Origin of the sequence: Streptomyces sioyaensis (assembly GCF_004122735.1) — a bacterium.
GTDB lineage: Bacteria > Actinomycetota > Actinomycetes > Streptomycetales > Streptomycetaceae > Streptomyces > Streptomyces sioyaensis.
In genome coordinates this window covers 1-17,607 of sequence record NZ_SDIF01000008.1, presented here as the reverse complement: position 1 = coordinate 17,607, position 17,607 = coordinate 1, and the positions used below count along the sequence as shown (strand labels likewise).

Annotated in this window: 13 protein-coding genes and 1 tRNA gene; 13 read left to right on the top strand and 1 reads right to left on the bottom strand. The window is 70.6% G+C overall.

Annotated features, from left to right (window positions below; translation table 11 throughout):
* Positions 1-51: 51 nt before the first annotated feature.
* The 7 genes from EST54_RS04545 to EST54_RS04515 all read left to right on the top strand — a co-directional run bounded on the left by EST54_RS04545 (position 52) and on the right by EST54_RS04515 (position 9,300).
* Positions 52-2,706 (top strand): patatin-like protein, encoded by a 2,655-nt coding sequence (locus EST54_RS04545; RefSeq protein WP_129245276.1) that lies wholly within the window; start codon positions 52-54, stop codon positions 2,704-2,706.
* A gap of 204 nt (positions 2,707-2,910) precedes the next feature.
* Positions 2,911-3,939, top strand: coding sequence for an N-acetyl-gamma-glutamyl-phosphate reductase (argC, locus tag EST54_RS04540; RefSeq protein ID WP_129245274.1), 1,029 nt, complete (start codon positions 2,911-2,913; stop codon positions 3,937-3,939).
* A gap of 64 nt (positions 3,940-4,003) precedes the next feature.
* Entirely contained in the window at positions 4,004-5,155 is a 1,152-nt protein-coding gene (argJ, locus tag EST54_RS04535; protein ID WP_129245272.1) for a bifunctional glutamate N-acetyltransferase/amino-acid acetyltransferase ArgJ, read from the top strand.
* A gap of 94 nt (positions 5,156-5,249) precedes the next feature.
* Positions 5,250-6,167: an acetylglutamate kinase gene (gene argB / locus EST54_RS04530; protein WP_129245270.1), complete on the top strand. Its 918-nt coding sequence runs from the start codon at positions 5,250-5,252 to the stop codon at positions 6,165-6,167.
* Positions 6,164-7,399, top strand: a complete 1,236-nt coding sequence (locus EST54_RS04525) for an acetylornithine transaminase (protein ID WP_129245267.1) — start codon at positions 6,164-6,166, stop codon at positions 7,397-7,399. Before argB ends, EST54_RS04525 begins: the two co-directional genes overlap by 4 nt.
* A gap of 8 nt (positions 7,400-7,407) precedes the next feature.
* Positions 7,408-7,950, top strand: coding sequence for an arginine repressor (locus EST54_RS04520; protein ID WP_129245265.1), 543 nt, complete (start codon positions 7,408-7,410; stop codon positions 7,948-7,950).
* A gap of 255 nt (positions 7,951-8,205) precedes the next feature.
* Positions 8,206-9,300, top strand: coding sequence for a mechanosensitive ion channel family protein (locus EST54_RS04515; protein WP_129245263.1), 1,095 nt, complete (start codon positions 8,206-8,208; stop codon positions 9,298-9,300).
* A gap of 191 nt (positions 9,301-9,491) precedes the next feature.
* Here the strand turns inward: EST54_RS04515 and EST54_RS04510 are convergent.
* A tRNA-Pro gene (locus EST54_RS04510) sits at positions 9,492-9,565 on the bottom strand.
* A gap of 151 nt (positions 9,566-9,716) precedes the next feature.
* On the opposite strand from EST54_RS04510, the gene EST54_RS04505 reads away from it, so the two are divergent.
* The 6 genes from EST54_RS04505 (at position 9,717) to EST54_RS04480 (ending at position 17,476) form a co-directional block, all read left to right on the top strand.
* Positions 9,717-10,085 (top strand): DUF488 domain-containing protein, encoded by a 369-nt coding sequence (locus tag EST54_RS04505; protein ID WP_129245261.1) that lies wholly within the window; start codon positions 9,717-9,719, stop codon positions 10,083-10,085.
* Between the two features lie 117 nt (positions 10,086-10,202).
* Positions 10,203-11,396: an argininosuccinate synthase gene (locus EST54_RS04500; RefSeq protein ID WP_129245259.1), complete on the top strand. Its 1,194-nt coding sequence runs from the start codon at positions 10,203-10,205 to the stop codon at positions 11,394-11,396.
* A 119-nt stretch (positions 11,397-11,515) separates the two neighbouring features.
* On the top strand, positions 11,516-12,958 hold the full coding sequence (gene argH / locus EST54_RS04495; RefSeq protein ID WP_129245257.1) for an argininosuccinate lyase: 1,443 nt from the start codon (positions 11,516-11,518) through the stop codon (positions 12,956-12,958).
* Positions 12,959-13,087: 129 nt separating this feature from the next.
* A complete protein-coding gene (locus EST54_RS04490; protein WP_129245255.1) occupies positions 13,088-13,639 on the top strand; it encodes a TetR/AcrR family transcriptional regulator in 552 nt (183 codons plus the stop codon).
* A complete protein-coding gene (locus tag EST54_RS04485; protein WP_129245253.1) occupies positions 13,636-15,273 on the top strand; it encodes an MFS transporter in 1,638 nt (545 codons plus the stop codon). The genes EST54_RS04490 and EST54_RS04485 overlap by 4 nt, the downstream gene beginning before the upstream one ends.
* Positions 15,274-15,505: 232 nt before the next feature.
* Positions 15,506-17,476 carry a bifunctional metallophosphatase/5'-nucleotidase gene (locus EST54_RS04480; protein WP_129245251.1) on the top strand — a complete coding sequence of 657 codons (1,971 nt, stop codon included), beginning with the start codon at positions 15,506-15,508 and terminating at the stop codon, positions 17,474-17,476.
* Positions 17,477-17,607: the final 131 nt, after the last annotated feature.

The window sequence follows — 17,607 nt, the reverse complement described above, 5'->3', positions numbered from 1 at the left end:
ATAGCCCTGTCCCCAAGGCGCCGTGGATCATGCGGAATTAGTTTCGTGCATATGACGGATGCGAACACCCCCACACGCCATGAAACCCGGCTCGCGCTCGTCCTGAACGGCGGCGTCAGCCTGGCCGTGTGGATGGGTGGCGTGACACACGAACTGGACCTTCTCCGGCGGGCTTCCAGCGGTGTCGACTCGCCGGGTGCCGTGGCCGACGAGGACCGGCCGGTCTTCGAGATCTGGGAGCGGCTGGCTCGTAATGCCGGGACCAAGATTTCGATCGATATCGTATCCGGCACCTCTGCCGGGGGATTGAACGGTCTGTTGCTCGCGACTGCTCTCGCCCGCGGTTCGGCCCTTCCCAATCTCCGTTCGGTGTGGCAGGAGTCGGCCGCACTGGACCAGCTTCTGAAGCCGCTGACAAAACCGGTGAACAGCGTGCTCAGGGGGCAGGCATTCGAGGAAAAGATGCGGGCGGCCCTCAATACCATCGGTGACTGCGCCGCATGTCCCCAGCAGCCGGTGACGTTGTTCATCACCGCGACCGCGCTGGACGGCCGGAGCAAACAGTTCAGCGACGGCTTCGGGGCGGTCTTCGATGTCCGTGACCATCGGCGCCTGTACCGCTTCCAGCAGGGTGAGCGGGTGACCTACACGAAGAACGCGCGCCAAACCTGGGACATGAAGCGAAAGCTGCACACCGACTTCGACAAGGCCAACGATGATTGCCTCGTGCTGGCCGCACGTGCCACGGCGAGCTTTCCGGTGGCCTTCGGTCCGGTCAGCGAGAGCCTTTTGATGAAGTACCGGCAGGAGCCGCCCGCGGCGCTGGGGTTCCCCGCGAGCTGCGTCATGGACGGCGGAGTGCTGAACAACGCCCCGTTCGGGCCGGTGCTCGACGCGATCACCCGGCGAAAGATCGACCTTCCGGTTCGACGCGTCGTCGCCTTCCTCGTCCCGTCCTCCGGACGGATTCCACCGGAGGACACCAAGGACCGGGCGTGCGACGAGGTCAAGTGGTTCGCAGCCGGCATGAGCGCCGTCCGGTATCCGGGGGAGGTCAATTTTCGCTCCGGCACCGAGGACCTGGCGAAACGTCTGGCAAGCAGCATTCGGGACCGGCAACTCGAACTCTTTCAGAGAATGGCGACCGACTCCGACCTGGACGAGACCACGCGCAAGGTGGCGTCGGACCTGCTTCCCGAGTACCGCCGGAACCGGGCTCGTGCCGTGCTGTACGACGTGCGCAAGCGCATGACGGCACTGGGCAGGGTGAATTGCCTGGCCGCGACGCCGGAAGCGGAGCGAAAGTGGGTCGACGAGGTTCTCGGGGCAGGCCGGCCGGAAGAGGGGACGTGGGCGCGCCCCAACTGGGTCCCGCGCAGCGATGCGAGTGAAATCCTGCGGCCTTTTGAGGGGGAGCGGGCCACTCGCTGGTCCTGGGGGCTCTCCACGGCGGAGCGGGTCCTGCAATGCCTCATCGGGCATCTTCATCAGCCACTCGTTGTCGACCGGGGCGGGAAGTTCGACACGGCGCGGGGTCCCTTGAGCGAAGGTGCACGGAAGATCAGCGAAGGGCTGCGCGACGTATTGGCGATGACGGACGCCGCCAACCTCGAGCTCCTCACGCATGCGCGAGGAGGGGAGTTCGCCGACGACGGAGCGGCTCGGCTCTGCCAGCGGGTGTTCGATGATCTGGCCATTCCTCAGAAGGCGGCGGGAATCATCCTGCAGGCGGCGAACGATTATATCGAGGCAGTTCGCGAGGCAACGCGCCTCATGAGCGAGGACGGCTCCGATTTCGGCACCGAGTGGGCATACCAGGGGAATTGGGATGCGAATTCAGTAGTGGCCGCCTGTCTGGCGGTCGAGGTGCTCTGCCGCACGTATGCACCTCCCGCGGAGGTCGTCGAACCCCTTGCGCCACAATTCGATTTCTTGCGACTCGGCCCCGATAACATCAGCCCCCTGTTCGACGAAGACCGATATGACGGAATGGGTGACCGTAAGCTCTTTGGCATCAAATTCGAGCACTTCGGTGCATTCATCGATCCCGAATGGCGAAGGTCCGACTTCGCCTGGGGCCGCCTCGATGGTGCGCACCATTTGCTGTACCTACTGCCGGGGCTCAGCGACCAGGACCGCCGAAGTGCGGAGGTGGAACTCCACTTGGCCATCCTCCGGGCGGAGGCGCCGCGGGGGCCCACGGGTGAATTGGCTACCGCGCGCGCCGCGCGCGCATGGATGGAAGGAAACCTGCAAAAGCAGCAGATGTCGAACCACGACCTCATGGAGGCCTTCTATCGCGGCAATGACAGGGCCAAGGAGACCCTGAAGGACGTCATGGAATCCGTCGGGAGGCTGCTCAAGGAGTCGGGAAAGCAGCCGGCTCGCGGCCCCGTGCCTCGCTGGGCGGCGGTGTGGGAGACCGTTGTGGCGTACGGAGAGTGCGTCCTTGACCCGTTCCTGAGCAAGGCCGACCTGGCGGGCAAGGAGAACAGAAAGCGCCGATGGCTCCGGCGGCTGACCCGGCCCTTGCGGCGAGCGATCTCGACCGCTTTTCAGCGAGACCCCACCGAGATCCCTCGCAAGGCAAAGGAAGGGCTGAAGCAGACGGCCCGCACCGTTGTCATCGGCATCCTCGTCGTCATTGCCGTCGCTTTCGCCGTCGCCCTCGCCCTCGGCCTCGTGCTCGGTATGCGGCTGGGCTGAAAACCACTCGCCATCGGGGCCGTGACCTGCGGTGATGCCCTCGCCGAGCGGGCCGCGCCGAAGTGCCGCCCCGCGCGCTCACCCACCGAGCGAAGGGATCGTCCGCCCGGCCACCCGACCACACCGGCCCCGGGCACCCCCACCCCACCTCATTGCATAAAACTGCCGCTATCCGTATAGTCATGCCATGAAGGAGGAGGGTCCATGACGGTACGAGCAGCAGTGGCCGGTGCGAGCGGGTACGCGGGGGGTGAAGTGCTGCGTCTGCTTCTGGGGCACCCGGAGGTGGAGATCGGGGCGCTGACCGGGTACTCCAACGCGGGTCAGCGCCTGGGGGCGCTGCAGCCGCAGCTGGTCCCGCTGGCCGACCGGGTGCTGGCGCCGACCAGCGCCGAGGCCCTGGCCGGGCACGATGTCGTCTTTCTCGCGCTGCCGCACGGCCAGTCCGCCGCGGTCGCCGAGGAACTCGGGCCCGAGGTGCTCGTCGTCGACTGCGGGGCCGACTTCCGGCTCACCGACGCCGCGGACTGGGAGGCGTTCTACGGCACGCCCCACGCGGGCACCTGGCCGTACGGCCTCCCCGAGCTGCCCGGGGGCCGCGCGGCGCTGCAGGGGACCCGGCGCATCGCGGTCCCGGGCTGCTACCCGACCGCCGTCTCGCTCGCCCTGTTCCCCGCCTACGCGGACCGGCTCGCCGAGCCCGAGGCCGTCATCGTGGCGGCCACCGGCACCTCCGGCGCGGGCAAGGCACTCAAGCCGCATCTGCTGGGTTCCGAGGTCATGGGCGCGATGAGCCCGTACGGCGTCGGCGGCGGCCACCGGCACACCCCCGAGATGATCCAGAACCTGAGCGCGGTGGCCGGCGAGCGCGTCGGCGTCTCCTTCACCCCGACCCTCGCCCCCATGTCACGCGGCATCCTCGCCACCTGCTCGGCCCGGGCCAGGCCCGGCGTGGACGCCGCCGCCGTACGGGCCGCGTACGAGAAGGCGCTGGCCGACGAGCCGTTCGTCCGGCTGCTGCCCGAGGGCCAGTGGCCGTCGACCGCCTCCGTGTACGGCTCGAACACCGCGCAGATCCAGGTGACCCTCGATGCCGCGGCCGGCCGGATCATCGCGATCAGCGCCCTCGACAACCTCACCAAGGGGACCGCGGGCGGCGCGGTGCAGAGCATGAACATCGCCCTGGGACTCCCGGAGGAGACGGGCCTGCCGAAGGTCGGGGTCGCCCCGTGACCCGGAGCGGCACAGGAGAGCAAGGCGTGACCGGCGGGGCCGGAGAAGCGACGGAGGAGAAGCAGTGAGCGTCACGGCAGCACAGGGATTCACGGCGGCGGGCATCGCCGCCGGGATCAAGGAGAACGGCAGTGCCGACCTCGCCCTCGTGGTGAACACCGGGCCCCGGAGCGCCGCCGCCGGTGTCTTCACCTCCAACCGCGTCAAGGCGGCGCCGGTCGTCTGGTCCGAGCAGGTCCTCAAGGGTGGCGCGGTCTCCGCCGTCGTCCTCAACTCCGGTGGCGCCAACGCCTGTACGGGACCGCTCGGCTTCCAGGACACCCACGCCACCGCGGAGAAGGCCGCCGAGGTGCTGGGGCACAGCGCCGGCGAGGTCGCGATCGCCTCCACCGGGCTGATCGGCCTGCGGCTCCCGATGGACAAGCTGCTGCCCGGGGTGGAGCGGGCCGCGGCCGAACTGACCCCACACGGCGGCGAGAAGGCCGCCATCGCCATCAAGACCACCGACAGCGTGCACAAGACCGCCGTCGTCACCCAGGACGGCTGGACCGTCGGCGGCATGGCCAAGGGCGCCGGCATGCTCGCCCCGGGCCTGGCCACCATGCTCGTCGTGCTGACCACCGACGCCGATCTGCCGTCGGCCGACCTCGACCCGGCCCTGCGCGCGGCCACCCGTACCACCTTCGACCGGATCGACTCCGACGGCTGTATGTCGACCAACGACACGGTGCTGCTGCTCGCCTCCGGCGCCTCCGGCATCGTTCCGGAGACCGGCGCCTTCGCCGAGGCGGTGCGCACGGTCTGCGCCGACCTCGCCCGGCAGCTGATCGGGGACGCCGAGGGCGCCAGCAAGGACATCCGGATCGAGGTCGTGGGCGCGGCCAGCGAGGACGACGCGGTGGAGGTCGGCCGCTCGATCGCCCGCAACAACCTCCTCAAGTGCGCCATCCACGGCGAGGACCCCAACTGGGGCCGGGTTCTCTCGGCCATCGGCACCACGTCCGCCGTCTTCGAGCCCGACCAGCTGAACGTCGCCATCAACGACGTCTGGGTCTGCAAGAACGGCTCGGTGGGCGAGGACCGCGAGCTGGTCGACATGCGCTACCGGGAGGTGCGGATCACCGCGGACCTCGCCGCCGGCACCGAGTCCGCGGTCATCTGGGCCAACGACCTCACCGCCGATTACGTCCACGAGAACAGCGCGTACTCGTCATGAGCGCGCACCCGAGGCTCCGGCGCGCGCTGTCCGCACAGCCCGCCTGGGGGTACCTCCCGCGAGAGGCGTGGGGGAGAAACGAGGCCGGCCCGGCATGAGCACCCGTAAGCACACCGCACTTCCCAAGGCACGCACCCTCATCGAGGCGCTGCCCTGGCTGACCCGGCACCACGGCAAGACCGTCGTCATCAAGTTCGGCGGCAACGCCATGATCGACGAGGAGCTCAAGCGCGCCTTCGCCCAGGACGTGGTCTTCCTGCGGCACGCCGGGCTGCGCCCCGTCGTCGTGCACGGCGGCGGCCCGCAGATCAGCGCCCAGCTGGACCTGCTGGGCCTGGAGTCGGAGTTCAAGGGCGGCCTGCGGGTCACCACGCCCGAGGCCATGAACGTCGTACGGATGGTGCTGGCCGGCCAGGTGCAGCGCGAGCTGGTCGGGCTGCTCAACGAGCACGGCCCGCTCGCCGTCGGCATGACCGGCGAGGACGCCCACCTGATGGCCGCCACCAAGCACTACGCCGACATCGACGGGGAGCGGGTGGACATCGGCCGGGTCGGCGAGATCACCGCCATCGACCCCGGCGCGGTCCAGGCGCTGCTGGACGACGGCCGGATCCCGGTCATCTCCTCCATCGCCCGCAGCAGCGACGAGGAGGACGCCTCGGCGGTCTTCAACGTCAACGCCGACACCGCCGCGGCCGCGCTGGCCGCCGCGCTCGGCGCCGAGACCCTGATGGTCCTCACCGATGTCGAGGGCCTCTACGAGGACTGGCCCGACAGCGACGAGGTGATCTCCCGCCTCACCGCCTCCGAACTGGAGAAGCTGCTGCCCGACCTGGCCAGCGGCATGGTCCCCAAGATGCGGGGCTGCCTGCACGCCGTGCGCAACGGCGTGCACACCGCCCGGGTCATCGACGGGCGGGTCCAGCACTCGATCCTGCTGGAGATCTTCACCGACGAAGGAATCGGCACGATGGTCGTGCCGGACGCGAACACGATCGAGGGGGCGACATGAGCGAGCCGGCACACGGCCACGGACCGGTGACCAACGCGGCTCTCACCGGGCGCTGGCAGGGCGCCATGATGGACAACTTCGGCACCCCCCGCGTCCCGCTGGTACGCGGCGAGGGCGCCAGGGTGTGGGACGCCGACGGCAAGGAGTACCTCGACTTCCTCGGCGGCATCGCGGTCAACGCCCTCGGCCATGCCCACCCCGCGGTGGTCCGCGCGGTCTCCGACCAGGTCGCCACCCTCGGCCATGTCTCGAACTTCTTCGTCGCCGAGCCCACCGTCGCGCTGGCCGAGCGGCTGCTCGCGCTGGCCGGCCGCCCCGGCCGGGTCTACTTCTCCAACTCCGGCGCAGAGGCCAACGAAGCCGCCTTCAAGATCGGCCGGCTGACCGGGCGCACCCACATGGTCTCCACCGCCGGCGGCTTCCACGGCCGGACCATGGGCGCCCTCGCGCTCACCGGCCAGCCCGCCAAGCAGGCCCCGTTCGCCCCGCTGCCCGGCGACGTCGACCACGTCCCGTACGGGGACGCCGACGCCCTGCGCGCCGCCGTCACCACCGACACCGCCTTCGTCATCCTGGAGCCCGTCCAGGGCGAGAACGGCGTCGTCGCGCCGCCGCCCGGCTACCTCCGGGCCGCCCGCGAGATCACCGCAGCCACCGGCACCCTGCTCGTCCTCGACGAGATCCAGACCGGTATCGGCCGGACCGGCCACTGGCTGGAGTCCCAGGCCCAGGGCGTCGAGGCGGACGTCATCACCCTCGCCAAGGGCCTGGGCGGCGGCCTCCCGATCGGCGCCACCCTCGCCTTCGGCCGCGCCGCCGACCTGCTCACCCCCGGTTCGCACGGCTCGACCTTCAGCGGCAACCCGGTGGTCTGCGCGGGCGCCCTCGCCGTCCTGGACACCATCGAGAAGGACGGCATCCTCGACCACGTCAAGCGGGTCGGCGAGCGGCTGCGTGAGGGGACCGAGGCCCTGGGGCACCCATTGGTCGGCCAGGTCCGCGGTGCGGGGCTGCTCCTGGGTATCGTCTTGACGGAGTCGCTCGCGCCACAGGTGCAGCAGGCGGCTCAGGACGCGGGCCTCCTGGTGAACGCGGTCGCGCCGGACGTCGTCCGGCTCGCCCCGCCGCTGATCGTCTCCGACGACGAAGCGGAAGAGTTCCTCCGGAAGCTGCCCGCGGTCCTCAACACGGCCCGCCAAGGGACCGACGGGGAACGACGATCCGGAGACTGACGACAACGATGACCGAGCCGCAGGACAACGAGTTGCACAACGGTGGCCAGGCCGTGCCGCAGACCCGCACCGCCCGCCACCGCCGGATCGTGGACATCCTCAACCGGCTGCCGGTCCGCTCCCAGAGCCAGCTCGCCAAGCTGCTCGCCGACGACGGACTGTCCGTCACCCAGGCGACGCTCTCGCGCGATCTGGACGAGCTGGGCGCGGTGAAGATCCGCAACACCGGTGGAGAGCTGATCTACGCGGTGCCCAGTGAGGGCGGCGACCGCAAGCCGCGGGCGCCGCTGGGCGAGTCGGCCAAGGAGGAGCGGATGCGCCGCCTCTCCGGCGAACTCCTCATCTCCGCCGAGGCCTCCGCCAACCTCGTTGTCCTGCGCACCCCGCCGGGCGCCGCCCAGTTCCTGGCCTCGGCCATCGACCAGGCCGAGCTGCACGACATCCTCGGCACCATCGCGGGCGACGACACCCTGATGCTCATCAGCCGCGACCCGACGGGCGGTCAGGCCCTCGCCGACCACCTGCTGCGGCTGGCGCAGAAGGCGCACTGAGCGCCCCCCGGAGCTACCCGGGCGCCTCGTCACGCCCCGGAGCACCTCGCCCCGCCCCGTGCGGCGGCCGTGTCGAGAATCCACCGAGCCACCCGTTGCCTGCCGAACCCCATACGGCAGGATGGCAGTTCGCGCCGGGACGTCCGCGGATGTCCCGGCGCCTTCGCAGCCCTAGAGACAAGGTGGCATGGTGACGAGACATCACATCCGGCTCATAGCACGTCCGCTCCTTCCGGTCGCAGGAGGAGCCGGCCGGTGAACCGCGCGGTGACACTGCACGACCTGATCGTGGCCGGAGCGGCGCTGGCCGCCGGCATCGTGGCGGGCCTGCTGTTGCGGGTGGCCCTGCGGTGGCTGGGCAAACACGCGCTGCGCACCCGCTGGAGCGGGGACGACGTCATCGTCGACGCGTTGCGGGCCGTGGTGCCCTGGGCGGCGATCACCGGCGGGCTGGCGGCGGCGACCGCCGCACTGCCGCTGACGGAGCGGGTCGGACACACCGTCGACCGGGCGCTGATGGTGCTGCTCATCCTGGTCGTCACGCTCACCGCGGCCCGGGTGATCACCGGGCTGGTGAGGTCCCTTGCCCAGTCCCGGTCCGGGGTGGCCGGATCGGCGACCATCTTCGCCAACATCACCCGCATCATCGTGCTGGCGATGGGATTTCTCGTCGTCCTGCAGACCCTGGGCATCTCCATCGCCCCGCTCCTGACCGCGCTGGGCGTGGGCGGTCTCGCGGTCGCCCTGGCCCTCCAGGACACCCTCGCCAACCTCTTCGCGGGCGTGCACATCCTCGCCTCGAAGACGGTGCAGCCCGGCGACTACATCCGGCTCAGCAGCGGCGAGGAGGGCTATGTCGTCGACGTCAACTGGCGTAACACCGTGGTGCGGCAGCTCTCCAACAACCTGGTGATCATCCCCAACACCCAGCTGGCCGGCACCAACATGACCAACTTCACCCGCCCGGAACAGAAGTTGACGATCCTGGTGCAGGTGGGGGTCGGCTACGACAGCGACCTCGACCACGTCGAGCGGGTCACCACCGAGGTCGTCGAGAGCGTCATGAAGGACATCAACGGCGGTGACCCGGACCATGAACCGGCCGTCCGCTTCCACACCTTCGGCGACTCCCGGATCGGCTTCACGGTGATCCTGGGCGTCGGCGAGTTCAGCGACCAGTACCGGATCAAGCACGAATTCATCAAGCGCCTGCACCGGCGCTACCGCGACGAGGGCATCCGGATCCCCTCCCCGGCCCGGACCGTGGCCCTCCAGAAACCGGAGGAGATCGCGATTCCGCACCAGCGCGACCTCTCGGAGACCGCGCCGTACTCGGAGACCGCGCCGTAGCGGACGCCGCGGGGCCGGCCGCCCCGCGGGCCGCACACCCGCCGGGGCCGCTGCCGGCCCGGCCGGACCCCGCCTTCCCGGGCCCGTCGCAGTCCCGGGAAGGCTGCCGGGCCCGGGCCTCCGCGCCGCCGCCGCAACGGCAAAGGCCGCTCCCCATCTCAGGAAGCGGCCTCTGACCTGCAAAAACACCGTCGGGACGACAGGATTTGAACCTGCGACCCCTTGACCCCCAGTCAAGTGCGCTACCAAGCTGCGCCACGTCCCGGTGCTCGTACCGGCCGGACGATGCCCGGCCGGGGTGTGCAGAAGAAAAATACCCTGTCCCGGGCCCTGAATCCAAAGCGGGGCCCCACGGGGGTGCGTCCCGCCCTCCCTGCGGGGTCTCCCGGCCCGTGGTTCGATGAGGTATGGGTGAAATGTCCCCGGCGGAGGCCGTCCGGGTGCGCCGGGTGTACGAGGCGCCGGAGCCGGATGACGGGGCGCGGGTGCTGGTCGACCGGCTGTGGCCGCGCGGGCTGTCCAAGGCGGATGCGCAGCTCACCGAGTGGTGCAAGGACGTGGCGCCCTCGGCCGAGCTGCGGCGCTGGTACGGCCATCAGGAGGAGCGGTTCGAGCGGTTCGCCGAGCGCTATCGCGCGGAGCTGGCGCAGGAGGGGCCCCGGCGGGCGCTGGAGCGGCTGCGGGCGCTCGCCGCCAAGGGGCCGCTGACGCTGCTGACGGCCACGAAGGATGCGTCCATCAGCCAAGCGGCTGTGCTGGCCGAGGTGCTCCGAGAGGGGGCCTGAGGGCTCGCGCCACGCCGACGACCCGCCGCTGACCTGCATATTCATCGACGCGTTGACGAAACATACGGTGGAGTGCATACTTATACCCATCAGCGAATGCACCGTAAGGAGAAACCCGTGACCGAGCGCGTCGTACTCGCCTACTCGGGCGGCCTGGATACCTCCGTCTGTATCGGCTGGATCGCCGAGGAGACGGGCGCCGAGGTCATCGCCGTTGCCGTGGACGTCGGCCAGGGCGGCGAGGACCTGGACGTCATCCGCAAGCGTGCGCTTGCCTGCGGCGCGGTCGAGGCCGAGGTCGCGGACGCCAAGGACGAATTCGCCGACGAGTACTGCCTCCCGGCGATCAAGGCCAACGCCCTGTACATGGACCGCTATCCGCTGGTCTCCGCGCTCTCCCGGCCGACCATCGTCAAGCACCTGGTCGCCGCCGCCAAGAAGCACGGCGCCACCACCGTCGCCCACGGCTGCACCGGCAAGGGCAACGACCAGGTCCGCTTCGAGGCCGGCATCTCCTCCCTCGCCCCCGACCTGAAGTGCATCGCCCCGGTCCGTGACTACGCGATGACCCGGGACAAGGCGATCGCCTTCTGCGAGGAGAAGAACCTCCCGATCGCGACCACCAAGAAGTCGCCGTACTCCATCGACCAGAACGTCTTCGGGCGGGCCGTGGAGACCGGCTTCCTGGAGGACATCTGGAACGCGCCGATCGAGGACGTGTACGAGTACACGGAGAACCCGGCCACCCAGCGGGAGGCCGACGAGGTCATCATCTCCTTCAAGGAGGGCGTCCCGGTCGCCATCGACGGCAAGCCCGTCACCGTCCTCCAGGCGATCCAGCAGCTCAACGAGCGGGCCGGCGCCCAGGGCATCGGACGGATCGACATGGTCGAGGACCGGCTGGTCGGCATCAAGTCCCGCGAGGTGTACGAGGCGCCCGGCGCCATCGCGCTGATCACCGCGCACCAGGAGCTGGAGAACGTCACCGTCGAGCGCGAACTGGCCCGCTACAAGCGGCAGGTCGAGCAGCGCTGGGGCGAGCTGGTCTACGACGGCCTGTGGTTCTCCCCGCTCAAGCGCGCCCTGGACGGCTTCATCAACGAGGCCAACCAGGCGGTCAGCGGCGACATCCGGATGACCCTGCACGGCGGCCGCGCGGTCGTCACCGGCCGGAAGTCCGACCAGTCGCTCTACGACTTCAACCTGGCGACGTACGACACCGGCGACACCTTCGACCAGTCGCTGTCGAAGGGCTTCATCGAGCTCTTCGGTATGTCGAGCAAGATCGCGGCCAAGCGCGACCTGGCCTGAGCCCGCCCCGTTACCTTCGTACAACGACCGCCTCCCTGCCTTCGGCCAGGTGGGGGGCACCCCCTGGTCCTTGAGACCTTGGGGGAGTTCGTACACCACAGCAGCCATGAGGAGCAGCAGTGAGCAGCAACAGCGGTGACGTCCGGCTCTGGGGCGGCCGTTTCGCCGACGGACCCGCCGAGGCGCTGGCCCAGCTGTCGGCGTCGGTCCACTTCGACTGGCGGCTGGCCCCGTACGACATCGCCGGCTCCCGCGCGCACGCCCGCGTGCTCCACAAGGCGGGCCTGCTCACCGAGGACGAGCTGAGCCGGATGCTCGCCGGGCTCGACCAGCTCGAAGCCGATGTCGCGGACGGCTCGTTCACCGGCACCGTCGCCGACGAGGACGTCCACACCGCCCTGGAGCGGGGCCTGCTGGAGCGGCTCGGCCCGGACCTCGGCGGCAAGCTGCGGGCCGGCCGGTCGCGCAACGACCAGGTCGCCACGCTCTTCCGGATGTACCTGCGCGACCATGCCCGGATCATCGGCGGGCTGATCGCCGACCTCCAGGAGGCGCTGGTCGGCCTCGCCGAGGCCCACCCGGACGTCGCGATGCCGGGCCGCACCCACCTCCAGCACGCCCAGCCGGTGCTCTTCGCCCACCATGTCCTGGCCCATGTGCAGTCGCTGTCCCGGGACGCGGAGCGGCTGCGGCAGTGGGACGACCGCACCGCCGTCTCCCCGTACGGCTCGGGCGCGCTGGCCGGCTCCTCGCTCGGCCTCGACCCGGAGGCGGTCGCCGCCGACCTCGGCTTCGAGCACGGCTCGGCCGGCAATTCCATCGACGGCACGGCCTCGCGGGACTTCGCCGCCGAATTCGCCTTCATCACGGCGATGATCGGGATCAACCTCTCGCGGATCGCGGAGGAGATCATCCTCTGGAACACGAAGGAGTTCTCCTTCGTCACCCTCCACGACGCCTTCTCCACCGGCTCGTCGATCATGCCGCAGAAGAAGAACCCGGACATCGCGGAGCTGGCGCGGGGCAAGTCCGGCCGCCTCCTCGGCAACCTGACCGGGCTGCTGGCCACGCTCAAGGCGCTGCCGCTCGCGTACAACCGCGACCTCCAGGAGGACAAGGAGCCGGTCTTCGACTCCTGCGACCAACTGGAGGTGCTGCTCCCGGCGTTCACCGGCATGATGGCGACCCTGACCGTCAACCGCGAGCGCATGGAAGAGCTGGCGCCGGCCGGCTTCTCGCTGGCCACCGACATCGCGGAGTGGCTGGTCAAGCAGGGTGTGCCGTTCCGGGTGGCGCACGAGGTCGCGGGGGAGTGCGTCAAGGAGTGCGAGGCGCACGGCATCGAGCTCGACCAGCTCACCGATGAGCAGTTCGCGAAGATCTCGCCGCATCTGACCCCGGAGGTGCGGGGGGTGCTGAACGTCCCGGGCGCGCTGGCCTCGCGCAGCGGCCGCGGTGGCACCGCTCCCTCGGCGGTGGCGGTCCAGCTCGCCGAGGTGCGGACCGATCTGGTCCGCCAGCAGGAGTGGGCGGCGGCCAAGCAGCCCCTGAAGCGGCCCTAGCCGGCTCAGGCGTACGACGGCGGCCCGCCCCCGGGAGAGACCGGGGGCGGGCCGCCGTCGTACGTGCCGGGAAGAGGTGAGCCATGAGGGTGTGAGACATTGACGTCTCATTCGGTTACCATATGTCTCATGGCTGTGGACCGGGAACAGGTACTCAAGGAAGCCGCCGCGCTGCTCACGCGGCGGGCGACGACGTCGATGGACGAGATCGCCCGCGCCGCGGGCATCAGCCGGGCGACCCTGCACCGGCACTTCGCCGGGCGGGACGCCCTGATCAAAGCGCTGGAGGAGCAGGGGATAGCGCAGTTCGGGCAGGCGATGGACAGCGCGCGGCTGGACGAGGGGGACGCCGCCGGTGCGCTGCGCCGGCTGATCACCGAAACCGAACCGGTGGCCGACATGCTGGCCTTTCTCGCCACCGAGAACCAGCTCTTCGAGGGCGACGAGGTCAACGCCGGCTGGGACCGGCTCGACGCCCGGATCACCGCGCTGTTCCGACGCGGCCAGGAAGAGGGCGACTTCCGGATCGATCTGAGCCCCGCCTGGCTCGCCGAGGCGCTCTACGGACTGATCGGCGCCGGCGCCTGGGCCGTCCACGAAGGACGGGTCGCCCGTAACGACCTTCACCACTCGATCGCCGAGCTGCTGCTCGGCGGCATCCGACGGAGCATGGAGAAATGACCGAGACCATAGCGTCAGGACCGGCCGGTTCGGCCCATGTGGACGACCAGCCCCGCCCGGGTCGCTGGCTCGCGCTCGCCGTCCTCGTCCTCGCCGTCCTGCTGGTCGGCGTCGATGCCACGGTCCTCGGCCTCGCCACCCCCTTCCTGAGCGAAGACCTGCGCCCCTCCGGCGCCCAGCTACTGTGGATCGGCGACATCTACTCCTTCGTCATCGCCGGTCTGCTGGTGTCCATGGGCAGCCTCGGCGACCGCGTCGGCCGCAAGAAGCTGCTGCTGATCGGCTCCGTCGGCTTCGGCGCGATGTCGGTGCTCGCCGCGTACGCCTCCAGCCCGGAGATGATGATCGCCGCGCGGGCCCTCCAGGGCGTGGCCGGGGCGACCCTGATGCCCGCCACCCTGGCGCTGATCCGCAACCTCTTCCACGACCCCAGGGAACGCAGCCTCGCCATCGGCATCTGGGGCGCGATGGCCTCGGCCGGTATGGCCGTCGGGCCGGTCCTCGGCGGCTTTCTGCTGGGGCACTTCTGGTGGGGCTCGGTCTTCCTGATCAACCTGCCGGTGATGGCGCTGCTGGTCGCCGTCGGCGCCAAGGTCATCCCGGAGTCACGTAACCCGGACCCCGGGCCGTGGGACATCCCCAGCGTCGCGCTCTCCCTCGTCGGCATCGTCGGTGTCGTCTACGCCATCAAGGAAGCGGCGGTGGAGGGCTACCGCTGGGACATCGCCCTGGCGGCCGCCATCGGGGTGCTCGCACTGGTCTGGTTCGTCCGCCGGCAGCTCACCCTGCCCGCCCCGCTGCTGAACATGAAGCTCTTCGCGCACCGCGGCTTCTCCGGGGCGGTGCTGGCGGATCTGCTGACCATCCTCGGGCTGTCCGGGCTGGTCTTCTTCCTCTCCCAGTTCCTCCAGATGGTGCAGCAGCGCTCGCCGCTGAACGCCGGACTCGTCGAACTCCCGGCCGCGGTCGGCGCGGTGGGCGCGGGCCTGGCCGCCGGCTGGGTCGCCCGGAAGCTGTCCGTACGGATCGTGGTGGCCGGCGGTCTCGCCGTGGTCGGGCTGTCGCTGGTCGGCTGCACGACCCTGCACGCCGACACCGGCACCGCGGCGCTGTGCTTCATCCTCTTCATCGTCGGCGTCGGCGCCGGTTTCTCGTTCACCGTCACCGCCGATGTGATCCTCTCCAATGTGCCCAAGGAGGAGGCGGGAGCGGCCTCCGCGGTCTCCGAGACGGCCTACGAACTCGGCGCGGCCCTCGGCATCGCCCTCCTCGGCTCCATCGTCACCAGCATCTACCGGGGCTTCGCCACGCCCTCCGGGGTGTCCGAGCCCGCCGCCGACGCCGCCCGGGAATCGCTCGGCGGCGCCGTGGAGACGGCCGGCCAACTCCCCGCCGACCAGGGAGCGGCACTGGTGAAGGCCGCTCAGGACTCCTTCGTGAACGGGGTGGACGTCGCGGCCGGGGTGGGGGCGGTGGTTCTGCTGTCCGCCGCGGGAGCCGCCTGGTTCCTGCTCCGCGGCCAGCAGCTGGGCAGCGGCCCGGGCCGGACCGGGAACGCGGCCTTCGCCACGGCCGGGCGGCAGCCGGGGCCCGGGCCCGGCCCGGCGGCCGGCGACCCGGTGGAACGCCTGTAACACCCGTCTCGCCGAACGGCCGCTCCGCCGGACGGCGGGCCCCACCGCGCCCCAGGGCGTGTCCTGTGGATCAGGTGCCACGCACCCGCCATGATCCACGGGACACGCCCTGGGGGCGACTGTCCCCCGCCCGTTCACGCCCGGTACGCACCACGGTGACCGGTCGTCCCGAGCGGCTTGCTTGACTCTCCCGTCGTCCCCTCACGGACGGCCCGCTCAGGAGAGTGACGCAGTGCGCGACATCGGACGACGCTCCTTCTTCACCGCCGCGGGGGCTCTGGCCACGGCGAGCGCCATCGGCAGCAACGCCTACGCCACCGGCCACGCCCGCGACGCGGCCACCGCCGACGAATACGTCGACGTCCAACTCCTCAACATCACCGACCTTCACGGCTATCTGCAGGGCGCGCCCGGCGCCCACTCGATCATCACCGGAGCCGGCGGGAAGACCTACACCGTCGGGGGCGTCGCCTCCATGGCCGCCCACCTGGAGCGACTGCGCGACGGCCGCCGCAACTCCCTCTTCTTCGCCCCCGGTGACCTCTTCTCCGGCTGGGAGTTCGACGCCGCCGCCTTCGCCGACGAGCCCACCATCGAGGCGCTCAACGCCATGGGCCTGGACTTCGCCTCGGCCGGCAACCACGAGTTCGACAAGTCCGCGACCTTCCTCACCTCGCACATGGAGGACGGCGACGGCTACCCGACGGTCGGCCGCGACGACGACTTCACGGACTCCACCGGCCGCCGCTACCGTGGCGCCGAGTTCCCCTACTACAGCGCCAACATGGTGTGGCGCTCCAACGGCGAACTGGTGCTGCCGCCGTACAACATCGTGCAGGTGGACGCCGGCGGCGGCCGCCGGCTGCCGGTCGGCTTCATCCATCTGACCGCCATCGGCACCGAGTCCTTCCCCGGCTCCTACCAGCCGGGACTGCGCACCCTGGACGAGCTGGAAACCGCCAACCGCTGCGCCGCGGAGCTCAAGAAACGCGGCGTCCACGCGATCGTGCTCAGCATGCACGACGGCGCGGTGGCCGGCAGCGACTTCTCCAGCGGCAAGAACCCCTCGGGGCCCGCCTACGAACTGGCGCTGCGCGCCTCCCCGGACATCGACGCCATCGTCACCGGCCACTGGCACTGCGCCTTCACGATGATGCTGCCCGACCCCAACGGCGACCCCCGGCCCTTCGTCGAGGCCGGCTGCTACGGCCAGCTCATCAACGAGATCAACCTGCGGCTCGACCCCGACACCGGCTCGGTGGTCCGGGAGCTGACCACCTCCGTCAACCACCCCAACACCCACGACGTGACGCCGGACCCCGAGCTGCGCTCGATCGCCGGCTACTGGGCGGACTACGCCAGCCGGCGCGCCCGCAGCCGCCTGGGCACCCAGACGGCCTCCTTCACCCGGCGGCGCAACGCCGCGGGGGAGAGCACCATGGGCAACCTCGTGGCCGACTGGGCCCTGTGGGCGGGCCGCCAGGAGCACGGCCCGATGGACGACCCCGCGGAGTACCCCAACACCCCCGCCGACCTCGCCGTCATCGCGGTCGCACCGCGCGTCGGCCAGGCCCTGATCGCCGGCGATCTGATCCGGGACGAGGAGTCCGACGGCACCGTCACCTTCGCGCAGGCCTGGAACTCCGTCGGCTTCGGCGACCCGATCATGACCGTCACCGTCACCGGCCGGCAGATCCACGACGCCCTGGAGGAGCAGTGGGCGCCGACCGCCGGCGGCGGCCTCGGCTACTCGCCGCTGGCCGTCTCCGCCAACGTCCGCTACACCTTCGACGCCGCGGCGCCGGTCGGCCGGCGGATCGACCCGTCCGACGTCTTCATCGACGGCACCGCCCTCGACCTCACCCGCCGCTACCGCCTCGCCGCCCCCTCCTACACCCTCATCAACCAGGACGGCTTCAGCGCCTTCACCGGATTCACCGCACCGGTCCGGCACACCCGTGACTTCGAGAGCTTCGTCTCCTTCGTCCGCACCAAGAAGCAGCTGGCGCCCGCCCCGTTGAACCGGGTGTCGGTCAAGAACGCGGGGGTGCCCGGCGCCCGCACCGGCACCGTCGTCCGTCACCAGCAGCTGCTCCAGGCCGACGGCAGCCCGGTCCCGCGGCCCGAGGCGGCGCTGCGTACGGCGCGGCCCGGCGGCGCCGAGGGCCGGCGCGGCCCCGACGGCTTCCGGGTGCCCTGCTGACCTCCGCGGACCGGCGCACACGCGAACGGGCCCCCTCCGCGGAACGGAGGGGGCCCGGCGCACCGCCGAGGGGTCAGGCGGCCCTGGCCTTGGTGGCGTAGATGTCGACGTACTCCTGGCCGGAGAGCTCC

Bases quoted from the DNA above. Each gene is read 5' to 3' on its own strand.
- EST54_RS04520 (WP_129245265.1), top strand. From the start codon at position 7,408: ATGACCGAGCCGCAGGACAACGAGTTGCACAACGGTGGCCAGGCCGTG.
- EST54_RS04545 (WP_129245276.1), top strand. From the start codon at position 52: ATGACGGATGCGAACACCCCCACACGCCATGAAACCCGGCTCGCGCTC.
- argB (WP_129245270.1), top strand. From the start codon at position 5,250: ATGAGCACCCGTAAGCACACCGCACTTCCCAAGGCACGCACCCTCATC.
- EST54_RS04485 (WP_129245253.1), top strand. From the start codon at position 13,636: ATGACCGAGACCATAGCGTCAGGACCGGCCGGTTCGGCCCATGTGGAC.
- argC (WP_129245274.1), top strand. From the start codon at position 2,911: ATGACGGTACGAGCAGCAGTGGCCGGTGCGAGCGGGTACGCGGGGGGT.
- EST54_RS04525 (WP_129245267.1), top strand. From the start codon at position 6,164: ATGAGCGAGCCGGCACACGGCCACGGACCGGTGACCAACGCGGCTCTC.
- EST54_RS04505 (WP_129245261.1), top strand. From the start codon at position 9,717: ATGTCCCCGGCGGAGGCCGTCCGGGTGCGCCGGGTGTACGAGGCGCCG.
- EST54_RS04490 (WP_129245255.1), top strand. From the start codon at position 13,088: ATGGCTGTGGACCGGGAACAGGTACTCAAGGAAGCCGCCGCGCTGCTC.